This window comes from Streptomyces caniscabiei, from assembly GCF_014930365.1.
GTDB classification, from domain to species: Bacteria; Actinomycetota; Actinomycetes; order Streptomycetales; family Streptomycetaceae; genus Streptomyces; species Streptomyces caniscabiei.
This window is the reverse complement of the sequence record NZ_JABXWI010000013.1, coordinates 297,216-323,424: the sequence shown is the minus strand read 5'-3', so window position 1 is coordinate 323,424 and position 26,209 is coordinate 297,216. Positions and strand designations below refer to the sequence as shown.

Below are 26,209 nucleotides of genomic sequence, written 5' to 3'. Positions count from 1 at the left end.
CTGCTCCTCAGATGTGCGGGACGTCGTCGGGGATGTCGTAGAACGTGGGATGGCGGTACACCTTGTCGGCGCTGGGCTCGAAGAAAGGGTCCTTCTCGTCGCGGGTGGAGGCGGCGATGTGCGCGGAACGCACGACCCACAGCGAGACACCCTCATTGCGCCGCGTGTACAGGTCGCGGGCGTGGGTGAGAGCCATCTGGTCGTCGGCGGCGTGCAGCGAGCCCACATGGACGTGGTTCAGGCCGCGCTTGCCACGCACGAACACCTCGTACAGCGGCCAGTTCTGCTTCTCAGCGGTCATGCCACCGCTCCCCTCTGTGCACGGCGGCTACGGTCGGCCTGCTTGGCGGCGTGGGCGGCGGCCGCGGTGCGCACCCAGGCGCCCTCCTCGTGAGCGGTGCGCCGCCGGGCGACACGCTCGTCGTTGCACGGTCCGTCGCCGGAGATCACACGCTTGAGCTCGTCCCAGTCGGGAGTGCCGAAGTCATGCCGGCCCCGCTCCTGGTTCCACCGCAGCTCCGGGTCGGGCAGCGTCACACCCAACTTCTCGGCCTGCGGCACGGTCATGTCGACGAAACGCTGCCGCAACTCGTCGTTGCTGTGCCGCTTGATCTTCCACGCCATCGACTGCGCGGAGTTGGGCGAGGCGTCATCGGGCGGCCCGAACATCATCAGCGACGGCCACCACCATCGGTCCACCGCCTCCTGCACCATCCCACGCTGCGCCTGGGTGCCACGCATCATCGTCAACAGCAACTCATAACCCTGCCGCTGATGGAACGACTCCTCCTTGCAGATCCGCACCATCGCCCGCGCATACGGCCCGTACGAACTCCGGCACAACGGCACCTGATTGCAGATCGCCGCCCCGTCCACGAACCAGCCGATCACCCCCACATCGGCGAAACTGGCCGTCGGGTAGTTGAAGATCGACGAATACTTCTGCCGGCCCTCGATCAGCCGAGCCGTCAGATCCCCACGGTCCGCACCCAGCGTCTCCGCCGCCGAGTACAGATACAGCCCGTGACCCGCCTCGTCCTGCACCTTCGCGAACAGGATCGCCTTGCGCCGCAACGACGGCGCACGCGTGATCCACTCACCCTCCGGCTGCATGCCGATGATCTCCGAATGCGCATGCTGCGCGATCTGCCGGACCAGCGTCCCGCGATAACCCTCCGGCATCCAGTCACGCGGCTCGATCCGCTGGTCCCGCGCGATCGTCGCCTCGAAGTGCTCCCGTAGCTCCGGCCCTGCGCACTCCCCCGCCGACACGTCGGCGTGTGACGCGGTCATCTGCCCCTACTTTCCCTACCGACCATTCGTTCGGTAGACTTCATGGCTGAGTGTTTCGTGTTCCGGCGTTGTGCGGCAGCCGGTTCAGTGCCCGGTGAAGGACGGCTGCCGGCCTTCGAGGAAGGCCCGCACGGCGGTCCGGTGGTCCTCGGTCGTGCCCAGCCGCTCCTGGGCCGCCGCCTCGCGTTCCAGCACGGCGGACAGGGGTGCCGCGTCGGCCCGCAGCAGCGCCTTGACCTCGGCGTACGCGGCGGTGGGTCCGGCGGCGAGACGCTGGGCGAGAGCCAGGCCCTCAGCGGCGGCACCGCCGTCCGGCACGACGCTGTGCACGAGGCCCCACCGCTGCGCCGCCGATGCGTCGAAGCGGTCGCCGAGGAGCATCAGGGCAGCGGCCCGCGACGGACCGACCGCCTGCGCCAGAGCCCCGCTCAGGCCGCTGTCGGCGGCCAGGCCGATCCCGGTGAACGCGGTCGAGAAACGGGCCCCTGCCCCCGCGACCCGTACATCGGCGCAGAGCGCGAGCCCCAGCCCCGCTCCGACGCAGGCCCCCTCGACGGCCGCGACCACGGGCTGCGGCAGCGCGCGCAACTCCTCGACGAGCGGGTTGTACTCGTCCCGGACGACGGCGAAGGCGGAGGCGGGCGCGCGCTCCAGGGCCCGCGCGTGCTCCTTGAGGTCCTGGCCGACGCAGAAGTGCCGGCCCTCGGCGGTGAGCAGCACCGCCCGGACGCGGTCACCCTCGCCGCGCACCCGGCGTACGGCGGCGATCAGTTCCGCGCGCATCGACACGTCCAGGGCGTTGCCCGCGGAGGGCCTGCGGAGTGCGACGACGGCAACGCCGCCGTCCAGGGCACAGCCGACGCCGTGCCGCGTCTCGTCGGCCGGAGGCCGGTCGGTGGCGCTCACTCCCATGTGTGGAACCCCTTTCCGGTCTTGCGGCCGAGTTCGCCGCGGGCGACCTTGTCCCGCAGCAGCCGGGGCGGGGCGAACCGTTCGCCGAGGGTGCTGTGCAGGTGCTCGGCGATGGCGAGGCGTACGTCGAGTCCGACCAGGTCGGTCAGGCGCAGCGGGCCCATGGGGTGCCGGTAGCCGAGCCGCATGGCGTCGTCGATGGCGTCCGGTTCGGCGACGCCCTCCTCGACCATGCGGATCGCCTCCAGGCCCAGGGCCAGGCCGAGGCGGCTGCTGGCGAAGCCGGGCGAGTCCTGGACGACGACGTCCTTCTTGCCGAGGCAGTGGGTCCAGCCGAGGGCGGCTTCGAGGGTGTCGGCCCCGGTGCCGGGCGCGAGGACGATCTCGACGAGTGCGGAGGCGGGCACGGGGTTGAAGAAGTGCATGCCCAGGAAGCGCTCGGGCCGGTTGAGGGCGGCGGCGAGGTCGGTGACCGACAGGGAGCTGGTGTTGCTGGCCAGGACCGTGCCGGGGCTCACCGTCTGTTCGGCGGCGGCGAGGAGCCGGGCCTTGAGCGCGGCGTTCTCGGGGACGGCCTCGACGACCAGGTCGGCGTGCGGGGGCAGGACCTCGACGGAGGGAACCGTGGTCACCCGGGCCAGCACCTCCTCCGGGGGCTCGGCGAGTGCGCCGCGTTCGGCCGCCCTCCTGAGTCCGGCGGCCACGCGGTCCAGTGCCGCGGCCGCGGCCTGTGCACCGCTCTCCACGACGGTCACGGCGGAACCGGCCGTCGCGAAGGACTGTGCGATGCCGGCGCCCATGCGGCCGCCGCCGATCACCCCGACGACTGCGGGTGCTGAGGTCATGCCCGGCTCCTCTTCTCCAGGAAGCGTGTCATGCGGTCCTTCTTGTCCTGTCCCTCGAACAGCACGGCCTGGGCCAGGTCGTCGAGGACCGGGTGGGAGCCGGGTGCGTCGAGGACGAGCTTCGTCAGCCGCAGGGCGGTGGCGGAGGAGCGGGCCATCCGGTCGAGCAGGGCGTGCGCCTCGTCCAGCAGCCGCCGCGCCGGTACGACGTCGACGACCAGCCCGGCCGCGAGTGCCGCGTCCGCGTCGAGGTTCCGCCCGGCGAGCAGCACCTGCTTGGCGATCGACGAGCCGACCAGTTCGGGCAGCCGCCGGCAGGCTCCGGCCGCGGCGAGGATGCCGAGCCCCGGTTCGGGGTTGCCGAAGACGGCGTCCGGACCGGCGATGCGGAGATCGCAGGCGTACGCCAGTTCGGCGCCGCCGCCCAGTGCCCAGCCGTCGACGGCGGCGAGCGTGGGCATGGGGAGTCCGCGCACCCGCTCGAAGAGTCGGCTGTTGATGCCCTGGAGGGCCTCGTCGCGGCCCCGGCGCAGCAGTTCGGCGATGTCGGCGCCGCCCGCGAAGACCCGGCCGTGTCCGGTGAGCAGCAGCAGCCTGGGGTCGCGTTCCAGCAGGCCGCACACCTCGTGCAGTTCGGCGATCATGCGGGCGCTGATGGCGTTGCGGGCCTCGGGCCGGTGCAGGGTGACGACGACCCGGTCCTCCCGCTCCTCGACGAGCAGCGTCTCGTAGGCGGTGCTCACACCCGCTCCACGAGCATGGCGACGCCCTGGCCGACTCCCACGCACAGCGTCGCCAGGCCCCGGCGGGCGTCCCCGCGCTCCAGCCTGCCGATCAGCGTCAGCAGGATGCGGGCTCCGGAGCAGCCGAGGGGATGGCCGAGCGCGATGGCGCCGCCGTCGGCGTTGACCTTCTCCTCGTCGAGTCCGAGACGGCGCATGACGGCCAGCGCCTGGGCGGCGAACGCCTCGTTCAACTCGACGGCGTCCACGTCCCCGGCCTGCCAGCCGGCGCGGGTCAGGGCCTTCTGTGTGGCGGGGACCGGGCCGAGGCCCATGACTTGGGGCTGGACGCCGGCCGACGCGGAGGTGACGATCCGCGCCCGCGGGGTGAGCCCGTACCGCCGTACGGCGTCGGCGCTCGCGACCACCAGCGCGGCGGCGCCGTCCGACAGCGGCGAGGAGGAACCGGCGGTGACGATGCCGCCCTCGCGGAAACTGGTCCGCAGAGCGCCGAGCTTCTCCAGGGTGGTGCCGGGGCGCGGCCCCTCGTCGTGGGTGACCTCGCCGCCCTTCACCGGAACGGGCACGATCTCGCGGTCGAAGTGCCCGGCCTCCCGTGCCGCCACGGCCCGCTGGTGACTGCGCAACGCGAACGCGTCGGACTCGGCCCGGGTGATGCCGTCCAGCGCCGCGACCTCCTCGGCCGTCTCCCCCATCGCGAGGGTCACCCTGACCGTCTCGGGACCGGCGCCCGCGGGCACGGCCCGGTCGGCGGCGGCGAAGCGGGGGTTGGTGAAACGCCAGCCCAGTGACGTGTCGTGCACCTCCCCCGGCTTGGCCCAGGGGGTGCCGGGCTTGGCCATCACCCAGGGGGCGCGGGTCATGGACTCCACCCCGCCCGCGACCACCAGGTCCGCCTCCCCTGACCGGATCGCCTGGGCGGCACTCGCGACGGCGGTGAGGCCGGAGGCGCAGAGCCGGTTGACCGTGTAGCCGGGGACGGTGTGCGGCAGCCCCGCCAGCAGCACGGCCATGCGCGCCACGTCCCGGTTGTCCTCACCGGCCTGGTTGGCGGCCCCCAGGACCACCTCGTCCACGGCCTCCGCCGGGACTCCGGCACGGCGCACGGCCTCTCCCACCACGAGGGCGGCCAGGTCGTCCGGGCGAACGGAGGCGAGTGCGCCGCCGTAGCGGCCCTGCGGGGTGCGCGCGCCGTCGATCAGGAAGACGTCGTCAGACATGGGCGGACTCCTCGGCGGGAACGGGCCGGCGCGACTGGAGCGTCGCGAAACGGCCGGTGACGAAGGCGGGGTCGGACAGGGTGGCGCTGGCCGCCGGGTTGGCGGCGCTGCCGTGGAAGTCGCTGAAGGCGGCGGACTGGTTGACGAAGACCGCGCCGGTGAGGTTCTCCGACAGGTGCACGCCGGCGTCCAGGGCGGCCGACTCGGCGGTGGCCAGCACGTCTTCGCTCGTGGAGTGGACGGCTGCGGTCAGCGCGCCGTGTGCGCGCACCGTCTCGCGGAGGACCGCGAGGCTGTGCTCGGTGGAGTCGGTGCCGATGACGAAGGAGACGGGCCCGAACCACTCGCGGGTGTAGATCTCGCGGTCGCTCTCCGCGTCCAGCCGCGCCACCAGCGGCGTACGGACCACCGCCTCCGGGTACTCCGGGTGCTCGACCGGCGCCGACGCGCGCACCGTACGGCCGAGCCCGGCGGCCTCCTCCAGACGTGCGCGCACCCCGTCGCCGACGATGGCTCCCAAGGTCCCGGCCGCGCGGGCCGGGTCGCCTAGCAACCGGTCCAGGGCGGCCCCGAGGTCGACGGCGAAGTCGTCCGCGCTCCTGACGCCCTGGTCCGTGGCGATGCCGTCGCGCGGTATCAGCAGGTTCTGCGGGGTGGTGCACATCTGGCCGCTGTAGAGGGACAGCGAGAAGGCGAGGTTGCCCAGCAGTCCGCGGTAGTCGTCGGTGGAGTCCAGCACCACCGTGTTCAGACCGGCCTTCTCGGTGTGCACGACGGCCTGGCGGGCGTGGGTCTCCAGCCAGTCGCCGAACTCGGTGGAGCCGGTGAAGTCGATGATCCGCACGTCCGGGTGGAGGGCGTACACCGAGGCCGTGCGCTCCTCGGGGCTCTCGGCGGCCAGGATCACCACGTTCGGGTCGAAGCCCGCCTCGGCCAGCACCTCGCGGGCGACGCGCACGGTGATCGCGAGCGGCAGGACGGCACCCGGGTGCGGTTTGACGACAACCGGATTGCCGGTGACGAGGGAGGCGAACAGGCCCGGATAACCGTTCCAGGTGGGGAAGGTGTTGCAGGCGATCAACAGCGCCACCCCGCGTCCGACGGGCGTGAACTTCTTGTCCATCACCAGCGGCGCGCCCTTGGGCCGCGGCTTGTTCCAGCGAGCCGTGGCCGGGTGCCTGCTCTGCTCGGCCCAGGCGAGGGCGACCGCTTCGAGGCCGCGGTCCTGCGCGTGCGGGCCACCCGCCTGAAAGGCCATCACGAACGCCTGGCCGGTGGTGTGCTGCACGGCGTGGGCGATCTCGAAGCTCGACGCGTTCAGCCGGGCGAGGATCTCCGCGGCCACCCCCGCACGGGCGTCCGGCCCTGCGTCGCGCCACGAGACCATGGCGGTCCTCGCGGCCGACAGCGCCTCCTGCGGGGCGACTCGGGGGTAGGTCACGCCCAGCGCGAAGCCGTACGGGGACTTCTCGGCCGCCGCCACCGCGCCGTGCCCCGGATGGCCGGGGAGTTCGAAGTGGCCGCCCAGGCTCGCCCGGTACGCGGCCTCTCCCTCCTTGGCGGCGTCCTCGCCGTACGCGGATCTGCTGGGCGACTCGGGATACGGCGTCCAGTGGTCCCGGGCGGCGGTGGCGGCGACCGCCTCCTCCAGCAGGGCGCGGTGGCGGGTGAAGAAGTCCGGGCGGTCAGGGGGAGTTGGGGGCATGTGTTCCACCTCTTGGCTTGCGGCGGTGCGACTGGATCATTGAGCCGTGCCGCACGCTAACCGAATGTTCGGTCGGGAGACAAGGCGCGAGAAATCGTGATACGTGCCACTCAGTTGGATCTCGCGCGGACGCGACGTCCGCCGGCGCGCGCTCCGTCACGTGCCGTCACGTGCTCCGTCACCTGCTCCGTCGCGTCAAAGATCTCCGGTGGGGGTAACACCTGATCCTGCGGGTCGCGGGGTGTGGGAGGGGAGGCAGCCATGTCGGACGTACGCGAGGGCCGGTCGAGACGGGCCCGGGTGTTCATGATGGTGTTCCGCCTGGCCATGGCGGTGGTGATCGCGCTGTTCGCCTGGCGGACGTACGAGGAGGTGGCCATCGCGGCGGCCCGTTCCTCGGGGACCCTGGAACGGGCGGACGCCACCGTGGTGAACCGGACGGACGAACGCAAGGAGTCGCTCGGCGGTACGGGCCAGGACCGCACCGCGGAGGTGACGATCCGCCACGAGGTCACGCTCGACCTGCGGGTGAACGGCGAGGTCCGGTCGGTGACGGACGACGGCAGCAGCGGGCTGGACATGGGTGATCACGCCCGGGTCGGCCTGTGGCACGGACACGTGGTCGAGCTCGACGGGGACTATGTCTGGCACGGGTGGAACAGCGGCCCCGGAGGCGCCGTCCTCCTCGTCCTCTACCCCCTGGCGATGGGTTACTCGATCGTCCTGCTGGTGGCGGCACGCGTCCGGGGGTCGCGCCGGGGCGGCACCGACGCGACCGACTCGCACGACGTCTTCTGGGGAAGCACGTTCGGCATCATCGTCGGAGCGGCCACGATCGTCCCGCTGGCCCTGGTCCCCGCCGCCCTCGGTACCGACCATCCCCGGTTCTGGCCGCTCGTCCCGGTCGCCACCGGTGCCACGGCCGCGATGCTCGTCGTCCACAGACAGCGCCGACTCCGGCAGAGCGGTCCCCCGCCCGCCGCGACCGACGGCACCACGGCGGAGGACGCGCCGGCTCGGCCCTGACCGCGGGTCAGACATCCGCGAGGAGGGTCGCCGGGCGCTCGACGCAGTCGGCCACGAAGCGCAGGAAGCCACCGGCCACTCCGCCGTCGCAGACCCTGTGGTCGAAGCTGAACGAGAGCTGGGTGACCTTGCGGACCGTCAACTGCCCGTCGACGACCCAGGGTTTGTCGACGAGTCGGCCCACGCCGAGGAGGGCGGCCTCCGGGTGGTTGATGATCGGGGTGGACCCGTCGACGCCGAACACCCCGTAGTTGTTCAGGGTGAACGTGCCCCCGGTCAGTGCGTGCGGCGGCAGGTTCCCGCCGCGCGCGAGCTCGGTCAACCGGGCCAGTTCGGCGGCCAGTTGGACGGTGGTCATGAGGTGGGCGTCACGGACGACCGGGACGACCAGCCCGCGTTCGGTCTGGGCGGCGAAGCCCAGGTGCACCTCGGCGTGACGGAGGATCTCCCGGCGCTCGGTGTCGACCGTGGAGTTCAGCTCGGGGAAGCGGCGCAGCCCGGCGACACAGATGCGGGCGAAGAGCGCCAGCAGACCGACACGGGTGCCGGTTCCGGCGGACTCCAACGCCTTCTTGGCCTGGAGCAGCCCGGTCGCGTCGACGTCGACCCAGGTGGTGGCGTCGGGGATCTCGGTCCGGCTGCGGGAGAGCTTGTCGGCGACGGCGCGGCGGACTCCGCGCAGGGGAATGCGCTCGGGGCCGGTCGTCGTGGTCGTCCCCCGCGGTGCGGGGGCGGGCGCCACGGCCTGGTCGGCCGGGCTCCGGCTCGTGGTCCGGCCGGCCAGGGCGATGGCCTGCTCGACGTCCCTTCTGAGGACGACTCCCGCCGGGCCGGACGGTGACACACCGGTGATGTCGACGCCGTGGTCCCGGGCCATCCTCCGCACGAGGGGCGAGATCGCCCGCGGGGCGTGAGTTTCCGTGGCAGCGGCGGCGGCGCTCGCCGGTGCCGCGCTGTGGAACGTGGCGGGGCGACGCCGGCGCCGGCGCGAGGTCGTCGGGCCGTGGCCGGTGCCGTAGCCGATCAGCACATTGCCGGATCCGGCCTGTTCCTCCTCCCGGTAACGCTCCGCCGCAGCGTCGGCCGGCGCCACCGGGTCCGGTGCGCCACCCGCGTCCTCTCGCCGGGGCACGCGCGCGGAACCGTCGGCCCCGGCGAGGGCCTCCGCCCCCACGGTGATCAGCGGCTCCCCCACCGGCAGCGCCGAGCCCGCCTCCGCGTGCAGCCGGAGCACGGTGCCCGCGTACGGGACCGGCACCTCGACCGCGGCCTTGGCGGTCTCGACCTCGACCACGACCTGGTCGACGGTCACCGTGTCGCCGACGGCGACCTTCCATTCGACGATCTCCGCCTCGGTCAGCCCTTCGCCGAGGTCGGGCAGCCGGAACAACTGCTCCGGACGCGTTGCCGTGGTCATGCGACCGCTCCCTTCACCAGATGCAGGGTGTCGGGTTCGTCCCCGAACTGGAGGCGGTCGACGGCGTCGAGGACCCGGTCGACACCGGGCAGATGCGCGTGCTCCAGTTTCGGCGGCGGATAGGGGATGTCGAAACCGCTCACCCGCAGGACGGGGGCGGCCAGCGAGTGGAAGCAGCGTTCCTGCACGCGTGCGGCGATCTCCGCCCCCACCCCGGCGAAGCCCTGCGCCTCCTGGACGACCAGACAGCGCCCGGTCCGCCGTACGGAAGCCGTCACCGTCTCGTCGTCGAAGGGGACGATCGTGCGCAGGTCGACGACCTCCAGCTCGATGCCCTCGGCCGCCGCGGCGTCGGCCGCGGCCAGGGCCACCGGAACCGACGGCCCGTACGCGACGACCGTGGCGTCACGGCCCTCCCGCCGTACGGCGGCCCGCCCGAACGGCAGTGCGCCCCGGCGCTCCAGGTCGGTGTCCTCGCGGGACCAGTACAGCTTCTTCGGTTCCAGGAAGACCACTGGGTCCGGGTCGGCGATCGCGTCCCTCAGCAGCCAGTACGCGTCCTCGGCCGTCGCCGGGGTGACGACCTTCAGGCCGGGGGTGTGCGCGTAGTAGGCCTCGCTGGAGTCGCAGTGGTGCTCGACCCCGCCGATACCGCCCGCGTACGGGACGCGGATCACCATGGGCAGGGTGAGCCGTCCCCGGGTCCGGTTGCGCAACTTGGCGACATGGGAGGCGATCTGCTCGAAGGCCGGGTAGGCGAAGGCGTCGAACTGCATCTCCACCACGGGGCGGAAGCCGCCCATCGCCATGCCGACGGCGAGCCCGACGATGCCGGCCTCGGCGAGCGGGGTGTCGAAGCACCTCTCCTCGCCGAAGTCCCGGGTCAGTCCGTCGGTGATGCGGAAGACACCGCCGAGCGGGCCGACGTCCTCGCCGAAGACGAGCACCCGGTCGTCCTCGCGCAGTGCGTCGCGCAGCGCGGTGTTGAGCGCCTGCGCCATGGTGATCTTGGCGGCGGCGGCCCTGGTGCTGTCCGCGTCCGTGGCCCTGGCGGCATCGGTGGCCGTGGCGGCATCGGTGGCCGTGGCGGCATCGGTGGTCATGGTGGCATCGGTCATGGGTCAGTCCTCCTCGGGCTGTGCGGTCTCGGCGAGTTCCGCCGCCAACTGGGCGCGCTGCTCCAGCAGTTGCGGGGTCGGCTCGGCGTAGACGTGGTCGAAGAGCTCCATCGGGTCGGCGGTGGTGTCCGCGTTCATCCGGGTGCGAAGGTCCGCGGCCAGCGCTTCCGCCTCCTCCCGTGCCGCCGCCGCGTCGGCGTCGGTGAGCGCGCCCCGGGCGCGCAGATGTGTCTCCAGCCGGCCGAGGGGATCCGCGGCGCTCCAGCGCTCGACCTCCTCGGCGTCGCGGTAGCGGGTCGCGTCGTCGGCGTTGGTGTGCGCGTCCATGCGGTAGGTGTGCGCCTCGACCAGGACGGGGCCGTGCCCGGCGCGGGCGTGCGCGACGGCGTCGGTGAGCACCGCGAGTACGGCGACCAGGTCGTTGCCGTCGACCTGCTCGGAGCGCATCCCGTAGCCGATGCCCTTGTAGGCGAGGGCGGGGGCCGCGGTCTGCCGGGCCAGCGGGACGGAGATCGCGTACTGGTTGTTCTGGACGAAGAAGACGACCGGCGCGCGGAGGACGGCCGCGAAGTTCAGCGCCTCGTGGAAGTCGCCCTCGCTGGTGGCGCCGTCGCCGACGAGGGCCAGGGCCACGCCGTCCTCGCCCTTGCGGCGCTGCGCCTCCGCCATGCCGGTGGCGTGCAGCACCTGGGTGGCCAGCGGGGTGCACTGGGGGGCGACGCGGGTGGCGGCCGGGTCGTAGCCGCAGTGCCAGTCGCCGCGCAGCAGGGTGAGCACCTCGACCGGGTCGATGCCCCGGGTGACCAGGGCGACGGAGTCCCGGTAGGTCGGGAACAGCCAGTCGTCCGGACGCAGTGCGAGGACGGCGCCGATCTGGCAGGCCTCCTGGCCCCGGCTGGAGGGGTAGACGGCGAGCCGGCCCTGCTTGGTGAGCGCGGTGGCCTGGGTGTCGAAGCGGCGCCCCAGGACCATCAGGCGGTAGGCCTCGCGCAGGGCCTCCTCCGAGGGCTCGGGGTAGCCGACCGGGGGCTTGGCCACGGGGGTACCGTCCTCGGCCACGAACCGCACCGGCGTGAGGGACGGCAGGAACCCCTGGACCGTCTGTCGGAGGCTCTTCACGGACATGGAGGCCACTCGCTTTCTCTGGACGCTTGACAGGAGAATGGTGACGACGAGGGAATATGTGTTCAAGACTTCGCGTGAACCGCAGATGAAGTGCCGCATTCCGATGTTCTGGAGAGCAATGTGTCCGAGATGGACTCGCCGACGGGGCCCGTGCCCGGACGAACTGCCGTGCCGCTCGACGACACCGACCGCCAGATCCTGGCCCGGCTGCTGAAGGACGCCCGCCAATCGGTCCGCGCGCTGGCCGAACAGGTGCACATCTCGCGCGCCAACGCCTACACCCGCATCGGCCGGCTGCTGACCGAAGGGGTGATCACAGGCTTCACCGCGCAGCTGAACCCCAAGCGGGCCGGCCTCGGCACGAGCGCCTACGTCACCCTGAGCACCGAGCAGGCCGCCTGGCGGGACATCTCGCGCGAGCTGCGCGAGATCCCGTACGTGGAGCATGTCTCCCTGGTGACGGGCGACTTCGACGTCCTGGTGCTGGTGCGCGCGCCGGACAACGAGGCGTTGCGCTCGGTCGTGCTGGAGAGCATCCAGGCCGTTCCCGGGGTGCGGTCGACACGGACGTGGCTGGTGTTCGACGAGGTGCGGGGGCGCGGGGCGGACTGGACGGTCTGACCGGCGGTACCGGGCGGACCGCGCCACCGGGCCCGTCCCGTGGGGCGGGCCCGGCCGGTCAGGCGCCGACGAGTTCCTCGGGGTCGCGCGCGGGCGGGCGCTCGGGAGCGGCGAGGCGGCCGCGCGAGCGCACCACGCGAAAACGTCCGGTGACGAAGTGCGCGCCCCCGTCCGGCGGTTCGGGCGCGGTCGAGGAGGGATCGGCGGGCAGGTCGTCGGCGAGGTTCTCCACCAGGTGGACCCCGGCGTCCAGCGCTCCCGCCTCGGCGGCCGCCAGCACCAGCGGGTCCGTCGAGTGCACCGCGGCGAACAGCGCGCCGTGGCGGCCGACCGTGCGGCGGAAGATCTCCAGGCTGTGCGAGGTCGAGTCGGTGCCCACCAGGAAGGAGACGGGGCCGGGCCACTCACGGGCGTAGACCCGCTCGTCGCGCGCCCCCAGCCGGACCACGAGCGGGCTGCGCAGGTCGGCGCCGGGATGGTCCGGATGGCGCAGTGCCCCGGAAGCGTGCACGACCGCGCCGTGTCGCGCGGCCTGCGTCAGTCCCGTGCGCACCTCGTCGTCGACGATCGCGCCCAGCAGCCTCGCCACGCGCGCCGGGTGCCCGAGCAGCCGGTCGACGGCCTCGCCGAGGTCGGCGCCGAGGTCCCGGAGGGTCTTGCGCCCCTCGTCGGTCGTGATGCCCGTCGCCGGCACCAGGATGTTCTGCGGTGTCGTACGGACCGTTCCGTTGCACAGGCACAGGGAGCGCGCGAGGCCGCGCACCAGGCCCCGGTAGTCCTCGGTGGAGTCGAGGACCACGGTATTCAGTCCGGTCCGGTGGGCGAACACGGCGGCCTGCCGGGCGTGTCGCTCCAGCCAGTCGGCGCACCGGGCCGGGCCGGTGAAGTCGACGATGCGCACCGCCGGGTCCGTCGCCAGCCGCTGCCACAGGGGTTCCCCGGGTGCCGCCACCGCCAGGGTGACGAGGTCGGGGTCGTGTCCCGCCTCCGCCAGCACCTGCCGCGCGACGCGCACGGTGATCGCCAGCGGCAGTACGGACCTGGGGTGCGGGGCCACGATCACCGGGTTGCCGGTCACCAGGCTGGCGAACAGGCCCGGCCAGCCGTTCCAGGTCGGATGCTCGGGGCAGCCGACGAGCAGCGACACACCGCGCGGCGCCAGGGCGCACGTGCCCGCCATCGCCAGCGGTTCCTTGCGGCGGCGCGGACTCTCCCAGTGCAGGTCCGGGGGAACGCGCTCCGACTCGGCGAACGCGCGGGCCACCACCTCCAGCGCGCGGTCCTGGGCGGGCGGCCCGGCGGCCCGGAAGGCGGCCGTGAGGGACCGGCCCGTGGTGTGGTGCACCGCGAGCGCCAGTTCATGGCTGCGGGTGTTCAGCCGGCGCAGTATCTCCACCGCCACCCCCGCCCGCTGGTACGGCCCGTCGGCCCGCCAGCCGGCCATCGCCCGGCGGGCCGCCGCCATCAGCACCGCGGGGTCGCACCGCGGGTGGTCGATGTCCATGGCGACGCCGTACGGCGAGGTCTCGGTGCGCACCCGGCCGAGTTCACCGGGCTGGCCGAGGTCGAAGGGGCGGCCCAGCAGCGAGCCGAACACCTTCTCCGCGGTCCGTGCCGACCGCATGCCCGCGTCGGTGCCGCCCCGTCCCGCGCGGGTGAACAGGGCGCAGCACTCGCCGGCCGCCATGGCCCGTACCGCCTGCTGGAGCAGCCCGCGATGCCGTTCGTACGGCCCCACGCGCATGGCCGTCAGCCTCTCCAGCTCGCGGCGGCCGCGAGCAGGGCGTCGTTCTCCGCCCGCAGCCCGATCGTCACCCGGACGCCCTCGCCGGCGAACGGGCGCACGACGACGTCGCCGCCGAGGCAGTGCAGGGCGAAGTCCCCGCTGTCGGCGGCGAGCGGCAGCCAGACGAAGTTGGCCTCGGAGCCCGGGACTTCGAAGCCGAGGTCGCGCAACCGCCGTGTCACCCGCTGCCGTTCGGCGACCGTGAGGGCGGCCCGCCGGACGACCTCCGCGTGCTCGCCGAGGGCGACGGTCGCGGCCTCCTGGGCGAGCGCGCTGACACTGAACGGGATCTGCGTCTTGCGGACGTGCTCGGCGATGCCGGGCGGGGCCACGCAGTAGCCGACCCGGAGCCCGGCCAGGCCGTACGCCTTGGAGAAGGTCCGCAGCACCACCACGTTCGGCCGGTCGCCGAGCAGGGCGAGGGCGTCGGGGACCAGCTCCGGGTCGGCGTACTCCCGGTAGGCCTCGTCGACGACGATCATGACGTCCTGTGGCACCCGGTCCGCGAAGTCGCGCAGCGCCTGTTCGCCGACGGCGGTGGAGGTGGGGTTGTTGGGGTTGCAGACGAAGACCAGCCGGGTCCGGTCACCGACCGCCTCGGCCATGGCGTCGAGGTCCAGTCCGTGTTCCCGCAGCGGGACCCGCACGGCGGTGCCGCCCGCCACCGCGGTGAGGATCGGGTACGCCTCGAAGGACCGCCAGCCGAAGACGACCTCGTCGCCGGGTCCGACGACCGAGTGCAGCAGCTGGGCGCAGACCTCCGAGGAACCGGCGCCCAGCGCGATCCGCTCGGTCTCGACACCGTGGTGCTCGGCGAGGGCCCGGACGAGTGCGGTGGCGCTCAGGTCGGGATACCGGGACACCCCGCCGGCCAGTTCCGCGAGTCTCGCCGCGACGCCGGGCAGCAGCCCGTACGGAGACTCGTTGCTGGCCAGAGCGATGGCGCCGGGCATCTTGCGGCCGGGGACGTAGGGGGGCAACTGGGCCAGGGACGAACGGACACGCACCATGCTCGACTCACTTCTGCAGCGGTGGGGCCGGAAGTCGTGCCTCCGGGCACTTGACAGGAGAATCGTGGACAGCGATCGACAACCGTTCAACCAATTGGGAAATCAGGCGACAGAATGCCGGTCTTCCGCACATGTACCGGCAAGTAGTCCTGCCGGGGCCCCGTGGGGCCCGCTCCCACGAGACGGACGGCCCGGCCCGGCCGCCGTGTGTTGATCACAAGTGGGCCACATGCCCCTTCCCGGCCTCCCGGCCGCCGCCGCGCTCCGCGAAGACTGCCCTCACTCGCGGGGCCACCGGCGCCTCGCCCGCGCCGATCGAGGGAGAACATGTCCAGGCCCCAGCTCGCCCATGGGTCGTTGACGTCACTCATGGCGGCTCTGACGCTGCTGACGACCGGCTGTGCGCAGCAGGCCGACGGTGTACGGGGCGGCGCCGATGTCTGCCGGGCGGACGGCGGATGGTCGGTGCGGAAGCGGGCGGCGTGGCTTCGCCCCGCCCTGTCGTTCCCCGGCGGGGCGGCGGACGAGGACGAGGCGGTGGTGATCGGTGCGCACACCGGCGGGCCCCTGTGCGCACCGATCTCGGTGCGGGTCGAGTTCTGGGCGGCCACCGTCACAACGGCGGGGACCGACCTGAAGTCCGTCCTGCGCGTCCGCCTGACCACCGACGGAAGCAGGCCCTGGACCGTGGGCCTGCCCACGAGCCTCGCCCCGGAGGAACGCGGCGACTGCACCGGCGTCCTCATGGCGGCCTACCCGGGCGCACCCCTGACGCGGGCCGAACTGCCCGACCTCTCGACCCCCTTGACGCCCTCCTCCACCACGGCGGACACACCGTTCGGCACCACCCGGGTCGCCGCCCGGCACCTCCTCCCGCCCGCGACCGCGTGCGGCACGTCCGGAGGGACCACACCGAACCCGTGGGGCGGCGACCACCCGTGACCTCCTGCGCGAGCCCCGGTCCGTCGTCGACGGTCAGCAGGGAGGGCTCGCGCCGAGCGGTGGTCAGCCGGTGCGGAACGGGAGTCGGCGTCGATGGCGCGGCGGCGGCGCGGTCGAGCCACGGACGACGAGTTCGACGGGCGGCTCGGCGGGCTGCGGCGGCGCGGTGTCGGGATGGTCGATGGCGTGCACGAGGAGGCGGATCCCCTCCGACGCCGCGGCGGCGAACGGCTGGCGGACGGTGGTCAGCGGCGGTGAGACATAGGCGAAGACCGGGTTGCCGTCGAAGCCCACGACGCTGATGTCCTCCGGCACGCGCCGCCCGGCCTCCCGCAGGGCGTGGATCAGGCCGATGGCCATCTCGTCGCCCGCCGCGAACACCGCGGTCACCGAGTCGTCCGCGGCCAGCGCGCCCCCCGCCGCGTAGCCGGACGCGGCCGACCAGTCGCCGTTGAGCAGAGGGGGTTCGTGCGCGCCCCGAGCAGCCAGCGCCGCCCGCCATCCCGCGATGCGGTCCTCCGTGGCGTACCACTGCCGAGGGCCCGCGAGGTGATGCACCGTCGTGTGCCCGAGGCCCAACAGGTGCTCGGTCGCCGCTCGTGACAGCTCATGGGCACCCACGCTCACGCTCACCGTTCGGCCGGCGTCGAAGGACGGCGGTGCTCCGAGGAAGAGCACCGGCACCTCCACACGGAGCGGGACCTCGCCCTTCACGACGGGTTCGGAGACGACGACGCCGTCCACGCCCTGCTCCAGGAGCGATTCCACGGCGCCGGCGATGCCGTCGGGGTCGCCGTCCGGTGTGTTCACCACGCGGAGCGCGTATCCGGCGTCCCGCGCGGCCTGTTCGATGTGCACGAGCAGAGAGGCCGTGCCGTAACCCGCCGTTCCCAGGGCCACGACACCGAGGGAGCGGCTGCGCCCCGAAGCCAGTGCCCTGGCCGCGTGGTTCAGCCGGTAGCCGAGCTCCTCGGCAGCCGCGAGGACACGGCGCCGTGCCTCCTCGGACACGTACGGCTCGTCGTTGAACACCCGCGAGACCGTCTTGCGCGACACTCCGGCCAGCCGCGCGACGTCCGCGCTGCGCGGCACGGGGGCGGCCTCGGCGCGCCCCTCTGCTGGTGTCATGAACTCTCCTGGCGACTGTGTCCCTGAACCGGCCTGCGCTGTGCCTCTGCGACGAACGACGTCAGCGACCACGCCCCCGCGGCCTGATCGCGCGGTCATGTCTACGCAGCCGACGGGGTGCGCGTCAAGAGTTCGTGCGGCTCTACTTCGATACGCGTCCCCCTCACACGCGAGCGCCCTCGACGGTGATTCTCAGAGCCTTGACAGCACGCCCCTGTGCCGTTCACTCTTCCTGCCATCCACCGGTCAGGTCTGTGTGGTTGTGTTCGATTATGGTCGCTCGGCGACCTCCTTTCCCGCCGCACGCCCGTTGGGCCGACGACCCATGACCGACCTGCGGCCGCCCGTCAGGAGCCGAAATGCACCTTCCGTCCTTCGGTCAGTCCATGTCCGGTCCGAGCCGCCGCTCCCTGCTGCGGGGCATGGGCGGCGCCGCCGTACTCGGCGCGGGCATACCCCTGCTCGGCGCCTGCGGCGGCAGCGGCGGTGGCACCGCGGGTTCGAAGACCGTCACCGTCGGCTCCAACGCCTCGGACGCGGTGCCGAAGAAGGCGTTCGCCGACATCTACGCGGCCTTCACGAAGCAGTCCGGGATCGCGGTCGACGTGAACACCAAGGACCACAACACGTTCCAGGAGCAGATCAACACCTACCTCCAGGGCACCCCGGACGACGTGTTCAACTGGTTCGCCGGCTACCGCGCGCAGTTCTTCGCGGCCAAGGGCCTGGCCTCCCCCGTCGACGACGTGTGGGACAAGATCGGCGGCAACTTCCCCGACGCGATGAGGCAGCTCAGCAGGGGTGAGGACGGCAAGTACTACTTCGTACCGATGACCACGTACCCCTGGGCGCTCTTCTACCGCAAGAGCGTCTTCCAGGAGAAGGGCTACGAGGTTCCCACCACGTGGGACCAGCTGATCGCCCTGTGCAAGCAGATGCAGAAGGACAAGCTGGTCCCGATCGCGTTCGGTGACAAGGACGCCTGGCCGGCGCTGGGTACCTTCGACCAGATCAACTTCCGCACCAACGGCTACGACTTCCACGTCGACCTGATGGCGGGCAAGGCGTCGTGGACGGACGCCAAGGTGCGCAAGGTCTTCGACCTGTGGGCCGAGCTGCTGCCGTACCACCAGGAGGGCGCCGTCGGCCGCACCTGGCAGGACGCGGCGCAGACGCTGGTGTCGAAGAAGGCGGGCATGTACCTGCTGGGCACCTTCGTGGGCCAGCAGTTCACCGACAAGGCGGACCTGGACGACCTCGACTTCTTCGCCTTCCCGGAGATCGACCCGGCGTACGGCCAGGACACCGTCGAGGCCCCCACCGACGGCTTCATGATGAGCAAGGCCCCGAAGAACAAGGCCGGCGCCGTCAAGCTCATGGAGTTCCTCGGCACCCCCGAGGCCGAGCAGATCTACCTCAAGGCCGACCCCAGCGTCGTGGCCGCCTCCAGGAAGGCCGACGTCTCCGCGTACACGCCCCTCCAGCAGAAGGCGTTCGAGATGATCAGCGGGGCGAAGACCCTGACGCAGTTCATGGACCGCGACAGCCGCCCCGACTTCACCTCCACGGTGATGCAGCCGGCGCTGCAGAAGTTCATCCGCGACCCCAAGGGCGTCGACAGCCTGCTCAGCTCGATCGAGCGGCAGAAGAAGACGATCTTCGCATCCGACTGACCGGGCCCGACGCGATCAGCCTGCGCGCTCCGTCCCGATGAGGACGAAGGCCATCGTGGCCGGCCGGTCGCCGGGGTTGCGCCAGCTGTGGCGGGTGCCGTTCTGGATCACGATGTCGCCGGTGGAGAGCGGGGTGCGGTGGCCGTCGTCGAGTTCGAGGACCATGTCGCCGTGCAGCACGATGCCGTAGTCCACGGTCGGCGTGGTGTGCATTCCGTCGGGCTCCATGAGGTCGGCGATGCCGGGCGAGTCCTCCCGCTGTTCCCGGTCGAACGCGACAGGGTCGAACGACGGGTCGGCCATCGCGCTGTCCGGCGGGAACGTGAGCACGATGAACCGCGTGCCGCCCGGCGCCGGGAGCAGGCTGGTGACCTTCGGCGTCGGGTCCTCGCCGCTCCGGCGGACCGGCTCCCCGGGTTCCGTCGCCCACGGCAGGCGGGAGACCCAGCCCGGCAGGCTGGTGAACTCCCGGCTGCGGGGGACGGGGCCGTCGCTGACGACGACCGATCTGCCGTGCTCGTCATGCCCGGTGACAACTCTGCGCATGTGTCTCTCCTGGTCGGGGCTCCCGCGCGACGGGCCCGTCTCGTCGGTCGGATCAGGCCGTCTCGTGCGAGGCGGCGAGTGCGGTCGTCCACGCGGCCAGAAGGTCTGCCGTCGTCGGTCGCGGCGACCTCAGCAGGGACGATGCCGTGGCGCGTACGAACTGTCGGTGCCGTTCGTCCGTGAGGTACTCCGCGGGGGACTTGCCGTCCACGCGCGCGAGCAGCAGTGCCGGGAGCAGCGAGGCCACCCGCGCGTCGAGCGCCTGCCGGGGCTCCCAGTCCACACAGCGCAGATACTGCTCGGTCAGCACCTGCGCGGACCGCAGCAGACCGTCCCGGGACGCGGGCAGCACCAGGCTCTTGAGCAGCAGATGGTTGACGCAGAAGGCTAGATCGAAGGCCGGGTCGCCGTACCAGGCGCACTCGGCGTCCAGCAGCACGGGCGCGGACGGTCCCACGAGGATGTTCTTGGGGCTGACGTCGCCGTGCACCAGGGCGAGGTGGGTCGTGGCCGTGCGTCGGGCGAGGAAGTGCAGGTGGTCGCCCAGTTCGGGGTGGGCCGTCGCGGTGGCGAGCAGATACGGCTCGACGCGCAGTGCGTGGAAGTTGTCGTCGGTGGCGAACTCCGCGGCCAGTTCCGCGTCCGCCGCGCTCGCGGCGTGCAGGGTGCCGAGCAGCTCTCCGACAGCCGCGGCCGTCGTCACCTCCACCCGGCCGTCGAACAACCGCGTCTTCCACACCGGGTACGACTCGGGCGGCAGGAACGCCATCGCGAAGAGGCCGGCCTCGGCGTCGTGGGCCAGCAGCTCCGGCACGCTGTCCGGCCGGTGCCGGGACGCGAACCGCATCCACGCCCATTCGTAGGCGTTGCGCGAGACCGGTGCCCGCCAGTCGGCGGCGACCCGCAGCCGGGACAGTGCCCGCTTCACACAGAGCGAGCGTCCCGGCAGTTCCACCCGCCACAGGTCGGACGAGACCCCACCGGCCAGCGGCGTCCAGCGGGCGGCTTCACCGGGCCGGGCCAGACCATGGGCCAGCAGGAAGTCGGCCGGGGAAACGCCCGGCTCCGGAGCCGGCCCCGTCGGCACTGTGGGCGAGCTCATCGCGCGTCACCCGTCCCCGCCGACCCCGACGCCTGCCTCGACCCCGTCGCCTCCGGCGGCAGACCGCGTGGGTGGTTGCGGGCATGGGCCGGTGCCTCGCCCGCCAGGATCCGTACGACCTCCTCGGCGGCACGGCGGCGCAGCTCGGTGACCGAGGCGTCGGAGGAGAACCCCACGTGCGGGGTGAGCAGCGCGCCCGGCTGGGCCAGCAGTCCGTCGGGGACGTGCGGCTCGCTCTCCAGCACGTCGAGGGCGGCCCCGTCCAGATGTCCGCTGTCGAGTGCCTTGATCACGGCGTCGGTGTCCACGAGACCACCCCGGCTGACGTTGACCAGCAGGCCGCCCTGCGGCATCAGCGCCAGTTGCTCGGCTCCGATGATGTGGTGCGTGTCCGGCGTGAGCGGCAGGTGGAGGATCACCACGTCACTGCGGCGCAGCAGCTCCTCCAGATCGGCCATCTCCACGCCCGGGGTGTCGGTCGGCGGGTGCGGGTCGTGCGCGAGGACACGGCAGCCGAACGCGGCGAGCCGTCGCGCGGTGGCTCGTCCGATGCGTCCGTATCCGATGACACCGCAGGTCAGCGTGGACAGCCGGCGCAGCCGGGCGCTCGCCGGATCCCAGCGCCCCGCGCGGACCTCGCGGTCGAAACGGGCGAGGCCCCGCGTCCAGGACAGCACCATGCCGACGGCGTGGTCCGCGACCTCCTCGACGCAGTAGTCCGGCACGTTGGTGACCCAGACGCCCCGGTCGGTGGCGGCCTGCACGGCGATGTTGTCGAGGCCGACGCCGAGTCGGGCCACGATCCGCAGGTCCGGCGAGGTGCCGATCGCGGTGGCCGAGACGGGCGCCCAGCAGGTCAGGATCGCGTCGGGCCGGTGCGCGGCCACCAGGTCCTCGACGGCCTCGGCGGAGGCGGGCTCGGCGGGGCCGGTCACCAGGGTGTGGCCCGCCCCCTCGACGACCGCACGCTCGACGAGGTCGTCGGGCCAGGCGTAGTCGGTGAGCAGCACGGTTCCCGGGCGGTCCAACGGGTTACTCGACGGAACCCTCGATGGGTCTGTCAATGGGTCTGTCGACGGGTCTGTCGATGGGTTCATGGCAGGTGTCCTCGCAGAATCGTACGGTCGCGGCGGGGAGGGCGCTCGCACTCGCTCCCGATGGAACGGCCCACGGCTTGTCCGAAGGGCCGTAGGCCGTCCTGGGGGCGGGATGGTGGGGTGATGGGGCACGTCGAATCACTGTGTCACAGCCACGTGATGCTAACGATAGCACCAGCCGTCGCCAGCGCGTCAAGACCGCACAGCCCAAAGAACCCGCAGAACCCGCCCATGCAGCCGAAGCAGCCGAGGACCGAAGCAGCTGAAAAACCCGAAAGAAAGGGCAACGAAGAAAAACCCTGTCCACATCTTGACGCGCCCGGCAGTTCCCTTCATGGTTTCTGCCAGCGCCGACCGTGTGACCGACCAGCGTCCACACGAAGTCCGCTGTCGAAGACGCCATAGCCACGGACGTCACCGACGGGCGGTACCCGGCTGAATTCCGCATGCGGCGTCCGACCGCGCGTCAGCCCCTCACCGTCCCCATTCCACCGGCCGCCGGCCGCACCACCGTCGCCGGCCCCGAGTCCGTGTTCAGCTCGCCCTTTCCCGTCGTCGCCCGTACACCGCCGACCGCCCTGGTCCGTACGGTCCCGGACGTCGACGGATCCGCCGCGGCACTCCCCGGCGATGTCCCCATCAGGAGCCGCTATGTCTCACACAGCACAGGTCGACACCAGTGCGACGCCCGCCGACGCGACACCGGCGAGCGGTCGACCGCCCCTCTCCCGCCCCATGATCGGCGTGGGCTTCCTGCTGATCGTCCTGTCGTACATGGTCAACGCGATGGACCGCCAGGTCTTCCCGCCGCTGCTGCCCAACATCCGCGAGGAGTACGGGTTCTCCCTGGAGCAGGGCGGACTGCTGGCCACGAACTTCACCCTCGGCATGGCCCTGGCCGGCCTTCCCGCCGGCTATCTCCTGGACCGCTTCCGCCGCAAGACCGTGCTGCTGGCCAGCATCGTGATCTACTCCCTGGGCACCATGGCCACACCGCTGGCCACCGGTTTCGCCGACATGACGCTGTACCGGGTCGTCTCCGGCTTCGGTGAGGGCATGCAGTCCGCCGCCATCTTCGCGGCCCTCGGCGCCTTCTTCGCACACCGCCGCGGCCTGGCCTTCGGCGTGATCGGTGTGGGCTACTCGATCGGCGTGTTCATCGCCCCGCTCATCGGTGTCGAGCTCATGAGCATGCACGGCACCTGGCACTCGCCGTTCTACCTGTTCGGCGCGGCGGGCCTGCTGATCGCCGCCGCCTCGCTGTTCCTGGTGCGCACGGGCCTGACCGAGCACTCCGTCGAGAAGGTCGCCGCCACCGGGACGTACGAGTACATGCCGGCCTCCGCCTACAACCGCAACACCGTCGCGCTGGCCGTGCACGCCGTCGTCAGCGGCGTCGCCATCTACGGCTTCCTCGGCCTCTACCCGACCTTCCTCATCACCTCGCTGCACTACACGCCCGGCCAGGCCGCCCTGGCCATGAGCCTCCTCGGTTTCGGCGGCATGACCGCGGTGTTCGGCGGCTGGCTCGGCGACCGCTTCGACCAGCGCAACCTGCTGATACTGAGCCTGCTGGCCGTCTCGGCCGTCAGTGTGTGCATCTACCGGACCGACGCCGGAGTGGGCACGCAGTGCGTGTTCGCCTTCCTGATGGGCGCCTTCGGGCTGGGCTTCGTCTACCCGAACACCAACAGCGCGATACAGCGGGCCGTGCGTCCCGGGCAGATCGGACGCGCGTCCGGCCTCTTCGTCACCAGCTACTACGGGCCGGCGGCGTTCTCGGGCCTGCTGTTCGCCGCCCTGGTGGATTCCTTCGGCTGGGCCCAGGCCGGATTGCTGCAGGTCACGCTGCTGCCGCTGGTGGGCGTCGGGGCCTTGGCCTTCGTCCGCACCTCGCAGTTCAACAACGCGGTCCGCTAGCGGGACGCACGAAAGGGCCTGTCCCACCGCCTGGCGGTGGGACAGGCCCTTTCGTGCGTCCCGGCGGGCGACCGAGGTCAACGGTCCGCGGCCACCACCGGGTTGCGCAGGACACCGATGCCCTCGATCTCCACCTCGACCTCGTCCCCCGGGCGGATCGGCCCGACGCCGGCCGGAGTGCCGGTCATGATCGCGTCTCCGGGCAGCAGCGTGAGATGGCGGCTGAGGTAACCGATGAGGTCGGGCACGGTGAGCAGCAGGTCGGCCGTGCTGGCCGACTGCATGACCGCGCCGTTCACCCGGGTCGTCAGCCGCAGTGCCGAGGGATCGAGTTCCGTCTCGACGACCGGACCGAGAGGGGCGAAGGTGTCCTGCCCCTTCCCGATGAGCAGCGTGCCGAACGCGCTCTCCCTGCGCTGGACGACACGGTCGCTGACGTCGTTGCCGCAGGTGTAGCCGAGGATGTACTCGTGCGCCTCCGAAGGCTTCACATGCCGGGCCTCCTTTCCGATGACGACGACCAACTCGCCTTCGAAATGGACCAGTTCTCCGTCCGCCGGATAGACGATGGCCTCGTTCGGACCGATCACCGCGGTACTCGGTTTCATGAAACACACGGGGACGTCGGGGAGTTCACGATCGGTCTCGTCGACATGTGCGGCGTAGTTGTAGGCGAAACCGAAGATCCGGGGGCGTTCCAGGGGTGCCAGAACGGCCACGTCGGCGAATTCGTCGACGTGCCCGGTCGGGGAAAGTCCGGTGAAGGGATCGCCCTCGCATCTCGCGATACGGCGGTCACCGGAAACGAGTTCTCCGTAGTGACACACACCGCCGAGGGCATATCTGATGATGCGCACGGAAACCTCCGCAGCTAGGCAGCCGCAGACGGCTGCATGACCCATCCAGCAGTGCTAACGTTAGCACGAGCGACCCGAACGTCCTCGCGCCCCGCCCTCCCCGACACGGAGCGCGACGCGAATGCTATCGTTGGCATACGGAAAGTGACGGCGCGGGATCAGCGAGTCGAGGGGACCTTCACGTGATCACGACCAGGGACATCGCCGAACGCCTCGGGGTCTCCGTCTCGACGGTCGGCCGGGCGCTCGCCGACGATCCCCGGATCAGCGAGGAGACCAAGTTCAAGGTCCGCCAGGCGGCTTCGGAGATGGGCTACGTCGGCAACCGCGCGGCACGCATGATGCGCGGGGCGTCCAGCAACGTGGTGGGGCTGGTGATCCCGGACATCCGCAACAGCTTCTACTCGACGATCGCGCACGAGCTGTCCAAGAACATGGAAGCCGAGGGCTTCCAGCTGATGCTCGCGGAGACCGACGACGACCGGATGGTGGAGCTGCGCCATCTGCGCGAGCTGTCCGCGACCCGCGTGGCAGGCGTCATCATCGTGCCCACCGCACGCCCGCACGGCGATGCGGTCAAGCTCCTGCGCACGGTGCCGCACCTGCAACTGCTGCGCCGCCACCCCTCGCTCGGCGCCCAGTGGTTCGGCGTCGACGACCATGAGGCGCTGCGCCGGGCCACCGCGCACCTGGTGACCCAGGGGCACACGCGGATCGCGTACCTCGGCGGCCCCGAGGAACTGCCGACCGGCGCGGAGCGACTGCGTGGCTTCCACACCGCGTTGACCGAGGGCGGGCTGTCGGCCGACACCGCGCGAACGGAGTTGGCACCGCCGTCGTCCGTGGACCACGGGCGCCGGGCGACGCGCCGGCTGCTGGAGGGCCCGGACGCGCCCACCGCGCTGGTCCTGGGGTCGATCCAGCTGACCCGGGGAGTCCTGGAGGAGCTGTCCACGCAGGGCGTGGAGGTGCCCCGCGAGCTGTCCGTGGTCGGCTTCGGCGATGAGCCGGGATTCTCCTGGTGGGGCCGCGGACTCACCACGACCGGCCTGCCGATCGAGGAGATGGCCACCGGCTGCGCGTTGTGGCTGCTGCGCCGCCTCAAGACCGAGCCGGGCAACGACGGGCCGTACGCGTCCGTCTCCCCCGGCTCCCTGATCGTGCGCGGCAGTACGGCGTCACCGGGCGGGCGGGCCCCGTCCCGGGAGCGCTGAGCCCCCGAGACGCAACGGGACGGACCGCGGGCGGGCGCCCGAAGCATCGTGCTTCGGGCGCCCGCCCGCGGTCCGTCCTCGGTTCGGTACGGTCGCCGGTTCAGCAGGGGTCGCCGGTTCAGTACGCGCCGCCGGTTCAGTACGCGCCGCCTCTTCAGTACACGTCGCCGCGCAGCCGGCGCATGACCCGGGCGGTACGCAGGAGTTCGTCGAGCACCTGCTCGGCCGCGGCCTCATGGATCTTGCCGGGCCGGAAGGCGCCGTCCTCGACGAGTTCACCCACGAAGGGGATGCTGACGGTCGGGCCGATCGGCAGCATCCTGAGGTTCGCCACGACCTGTTTGCCCATCTGGACCGCCCGGGTGCCCGCCGAGACTCCCCCGTAGCTGACGAACGCCGCCGGCTTGTGCTGCCACTCCACCACCAGGTAGTCCCAGGCGTTCTTCAGAGGGGCGGGGAAGCCGCCGTTGTACTCGGGGGTGACGAAGACGAACGCGTCCGACGCCTCGACGATCCGGCTCCACGCGCGGGTGTGCTCCCTCGTGTACTGCCGCAGGACGGGCGGATGCGGTTCGTCGAAGAAGGGGAGGGAGAGTTCGCGCAGGTCGACGGTGTGGGACGTGAAGTGTTCGCACTCCGCGGCCCGGGTGGTGAACCAGTCCGCGACGGACCGTCCCACCCGTCCCGGTCGAGTGCTGGCCACCACGGTGGTGAGGGTCATCGGCGCCCCAGCGGGTTCGGCTGCCATATCGGGCTCACTTTCCTGTCGGCCGCGCCCCGGACCGGCGGGCCCGTCCGTTCCTGTGCTGTCCGTCCGTCCAGGAAGCGTGCGGACCCGCCGGAGCCTTGTCGGAGCGGGATTGTGCGAACGATAGCATTCACGGCATGTCGAACCAAGAGGCTCCCCGA

Annotated in this window: 24 protein-coding genes; 6 read left to right on the top strand and 18 right to left on the bottom strand. The window is 71.9% G+C overall.

Going from position 1 to position 26,209, the window contains the following annotated elements:
- Positions 1–7: 7 nt before the first annotated feature.
- From paaB to paaN, 7 genes are all read right to left on the bottom strand, one after another.
- The gene (paaB, locus tag HW837_RS33600) at positions 8–301 is read right to left on the bottom strand and encodes a 1,2-phenylacetyl-CoA epoxidase subunit PaaB (RefSeq protein WP_093790629.1); all 294 of its coding nucleotides are present in this window, start codon (positions 299–301) and stop codon (positions 8–10) included.
- Positions 298–1,293, bottom strand: coding sequence for a 1,2-phenylacetyl-CoA epoxidase subunit PaaA (paaA, locus tag HW837_RS33595; protein ID WP_193383541.1), 996 nt, complete (start codon positions 1,291–1,293; stop codon positions 298–300). Before paaA ends, paaB begins: the two co-directional genes overlap by 4 nt.
- An 84-nt stretch (positions 1,294–1,377) precedes the next feature.
- The gene (locus HW837_RS33590; RefSeq protein ID WP_045563448.1) at positions 1,378–2,205 is read right to left on the bottom strand and encodes an enoyl-CoA hydratase/isomerase family protein; all 828 of its coding nucleotides are present in this window, start codon (positions 2,203–2,205) and stop codon (positions 1,378–1,380) included.
- Positions 2,196–3,050 (bottom strand): 3-hydroxyacyl-CoA dehydrogenase family protein, encoded by an 855-nt coding sequence (locus HW837_RS33585; protein ID WP_045563449.1) that lies wholly within the window; start codon positions 3,048–3,050, stop codon positions 2,196–2,198. The genes HW837_RS33590 and HW837_RS33585 overlap by 10 nt, the downstream gene beginning before the upstream one ends.
- Positions 3,047–3,793 carry an enoyl-CoA hydratase/isomerase family protein gene (locus HW837_RS33580; RefSeq protein WP_045563450.1) on the bottom strand — a complete coding sequence of 249 codons (747 nt, stop codon included), beginning with the start codon at positions 3,791–3,793 and terminating at the stop codon, positions 3,047–3,049. Before HW837_RS33580 ends, HW837_RS33585 begins: the two co-directional genes overlap by 4 nt.
- A complete protein-coding gene (locus HW837_RS33575; RefSeq protein WP_045563451.1) occupies positions 3,790–5,013 on the bottom strand; it encodes a thiolase family protein in 1,224 nt (407 codons plus the stop codon). Before HW837_RS33575 ends, HW837_RS33580 begins: the two co-directional genes overlap by 4 nt.
- Positions 5,006–6,718: a phenylacetic acid degradation protein PaaN gene (paaN, locus tag HW837_RS33570; protein WP_045563459.1), complete on the bottom strand. Its 1,713-nt coding sequence runs from the start codon at positions 6,716–6,718 to the stop codon at positions 5,006–5,008. The genes HW837_RS33575 and paaN overlap by 8 nt, the downstream gene beginning before the upstream one ends.
- A 261-nt stretch (positions 6,719–6,979) precedes the next feature.
- Here paaN and HW837_RS33565 point away from each other — a divergent pair, with 261 nt between their 5' ends.
- The gene (locus HW837_RS33565) at positions 6,980–7,744 is read left to right on the top strand and encodes a hypothetical protein (RefSeq protein ID WP_045563452.1); all 765 of its coding nucleotides are present in this window, start codon (positions 6,980–6,982) and stop codon (positions 7,742–7,744) included.
- 7 nt (positions 7,745–7,751) lie between these two features.
- Here the strand turns inward: HW837_RS33565 and HW837_RS33560 are convergent, their stop codons facing one another.
- The 3 genes from HW837_RS33560 to pdhA are packed head-to-tail and all read right to left on the bottom strand — an operon-like array spanning position 7,752 to position 11,404.
- Positions 7,752–9,161 (bottom strand): dihydrolipoamide acetyltransferase family protein, encoded by a 1,410-nt coding sequence (locus HW837_RS33560; RefSeq protein WP_093792871.1) that lies wholly within the window; start codon positions 9,159–9,161, stop codon positions 7,752–7,754.
- A complete protein-coding gene (locus HW837_RS33555) occupies positions 9,158–10,264 on the bottom strand; it encodes an alpha-ketoacid dehydrogenase subunit beta (protein WP_390623595.1) in 1,107 nt (368 codons plus the stop codon). Before HW837_RS33555 ends, HW837_RS33560 begins: the two co-directional genes overlap by 4 nt.
- An 18-nt stretch (positions 10,265–10,282) precedes the next feature.
- Positions 10,283–11,404: a pyruvate dehydrogenase (acetyl-transferring) E1 component subunit alpha gene (gene pdhA / locus HW837_RS33550; RefSeq protein WP_045563454.1), complete on the bottom strand. Its 1,122-nt coding sequence runs from the start codon at positions 11,402–11,404 to the stop codon at positions 10,283–10,285.
- Between the two features lie 129 nt (positions 11,405–11,533).
- Here pdhA and HW837_RS33545 point away from each other — a divergent pair, with 129 nt between their 5' ends.
- The gene (locus HW837_RS33545; protein ID WP_045563461.1) at positions 11,534–12,025 is read left to right on the top strand and encodes an Lrp/AsnC family transcriptional regulator; all 492 of its coding nucleotides are present in this window, start codon (positions 11,534–11,536) and stop codon (positions 12,023–12,025) included.
- Positions 12,026–12,083: 58 nt separating this feature from the next.
- Here the strand turns inward: HW837_RS33545 and HW837_RS33540 are convergent, their stop codons facing one another.
- Together HW837_RS33540 and hisC are read right to left on the bottom strand one after the other, a co-directional pair.
- The gene (locus HW837_RS33540) at positions 12,084–13,769 is read right to left on the bottom strand and encodes an aldehyde dehydrogenase family protein (RefSeq protein ID WP_237270481.1); all 1,686 of its coding nucleotides are present in this window, start codon (positions 13,767–13,769) and stop codon (positions 12,084–12,086) included.
- Between the two features lie 5 nt (positions 13,770–13,774).
- Entirely contained in the window at positions 13,775–14,821 is a 1,047-nt protein-coding gene (hisC, locus tag HW837_RS33535; protein WP_045563456.1) for a histidinol-phosphate transaminase, read from the bottom strand.
- Positions 14,822–15,148: 327 nt separating this feature from the next.
- On the opposite strand from hisC, the gene HW837_RS33530 reads away from it, so the two are divergent.
- Entirely contained in the window at positions 15,149–15,763 is a 615-nt protein-coding gene (locus tag HW837_RS33530; RefSeq protein WP_193380912.1) for a hypothetical protein, read from the top strand.
- A 63-nt stretch (positions 15,764–15,826) separates the two neighbouring features.
- Here the strand turns inward: HW837_RS33530 and HW837_RS33525 are convergent, their stop codons facing one another.
- Entirely contained in the window at positions 15,827–16,891 is a 1,065-nt protein-coding gene (locus HW837_RS33525; RefSeq protein WP_045563458.1) for a LacI family DNA-binding transcriptional regulator, read from the bottom strand.
- A 359-nt stretch (positions 16,892–17,250) separates the two neighbouring features.
- On the opposite strand from HW837_RS33525, the gene HW837_RS33520 reads away from it, so the two are divergent.
- Positions 17,251–18,564: an ABC transporter substrate-binding protein gene (locus HW837_RS33520; protein ID WP_193382534.1), complete on the top strand. Its 1,314-nt coding sequence runs from the start codon at positions 17,251–17,253 to the stop codon at positions 18,562–18,564.
- A 15-nt stretch (positions 18,565–18,579) separates the two neighbouring features.
- On the opposite strand, the gene HW837_RS33515 is transcribed toward HW837_RS33520, so the two are convergent.
- The 3 genes from HW837_RS33515 to HW837_RS33505 are packed head-to-tail and all read right to left on the bottom strand — an operon-like array spanning position 18,580 to position 21,240.
- A complete protein-coding gene (locus HW837_RS33515) occupies positions 18,580–19,110 on the bottom strand; it encodes a cupin domain-containing protein (RefSeq protein WP_045562302.1) in 531 nt (176 codons plus the stop codon).
- Positions 19,111–19,162: 52 nt separating this feature from the next.
- Complete coding sequence (locus HW837_RS33510) at positions 19,163–20,212, bottom strand: phosphotransferase family protein (RefSeq protein WP_045562301.1); 1,050 nt, start codon at positions 20,210–20,212, stop codon at positions 19,163–19,165.
- A complete protein-coding gene (locus tag HW837_RS33505; RefSeq protein WP_045562300.1) occupies positions 20,209–21,240 on the bottom strand; it encodes a C-terminal binding protein in 1,032 nt (343 codons plus the stop codon). The genes HW837_RS33510 and HW837_RS33505 overlap by 4 nt, the downstream gene beginning before the upstream one ends.
- 720 nt (positions 21,241–21,960) lie before the next feature.
- On the opposite strand from HW837_RS33505, the gene HW837_RS33500 reads away from it, so the two are divergent.
- Positions 21,961–23,229: an MFS transporter gene (locus HW837_RS33500; RefSeq protein ID WP_093789766.1), complete on the top strand. Its 1,269-nt coding sequence runs from the start codon at positions 21,961–21,963 to the stop codon at positions 23,227–23,229.
- 77 nt (positions 23,230–23,306) lie between these two features.
- Here the strand turns inward: HW837_RS33500 and HW837_RS33495 are convergent, their stop codons facing one another.
- Positions 23,307–24,086, bottom strand: coding sequence for a fumarylacetoacetate hydrolase family protein (locus HW837_RS33495; RefSeq protein WP_045562298.1), 780 nt, complete (start codon positions 24,084–24,086; stop codon positions 23,307–23,309).
- Positions 24,087–24,268: 182 nt separating this feature from the next.
- Between HW837_RS33495 and HW837_RS33490 the strand changes: the two genes are divergently transcribed.
- The gene (locus tag HW837_RS33490; protein ID WP_193380908.1) at positions 24,269–25,300 is read left to right on the top strand and encodes a LacI family DNA-binding transcriptional regulator; all 1,032 of its coding nucleotides are present in this window, start codon (positions 24,269–24,271) and stop codon (positions 25,298–25,300) included.
- A gap of 154 nt (positions 25,301–25,454) precedes the next feature.
- Here HW837_RS33490 and HW837_RS33485 read toward each other — a convergent pair whose 3' ends face one another.
- Positions 25,455–26,048 (bottom strand): NADPH-dependent FMN reductase, encoded by a 594-nt coding sequence (locus HW837_RS33485; protein WP_078853891.1) that lies wholly within the window; start codon positions 26,046–26,048, stop codon positions 25,455–25,457.
- Positions 26,049–26,209: the final 161 nt, after the last annotated feature.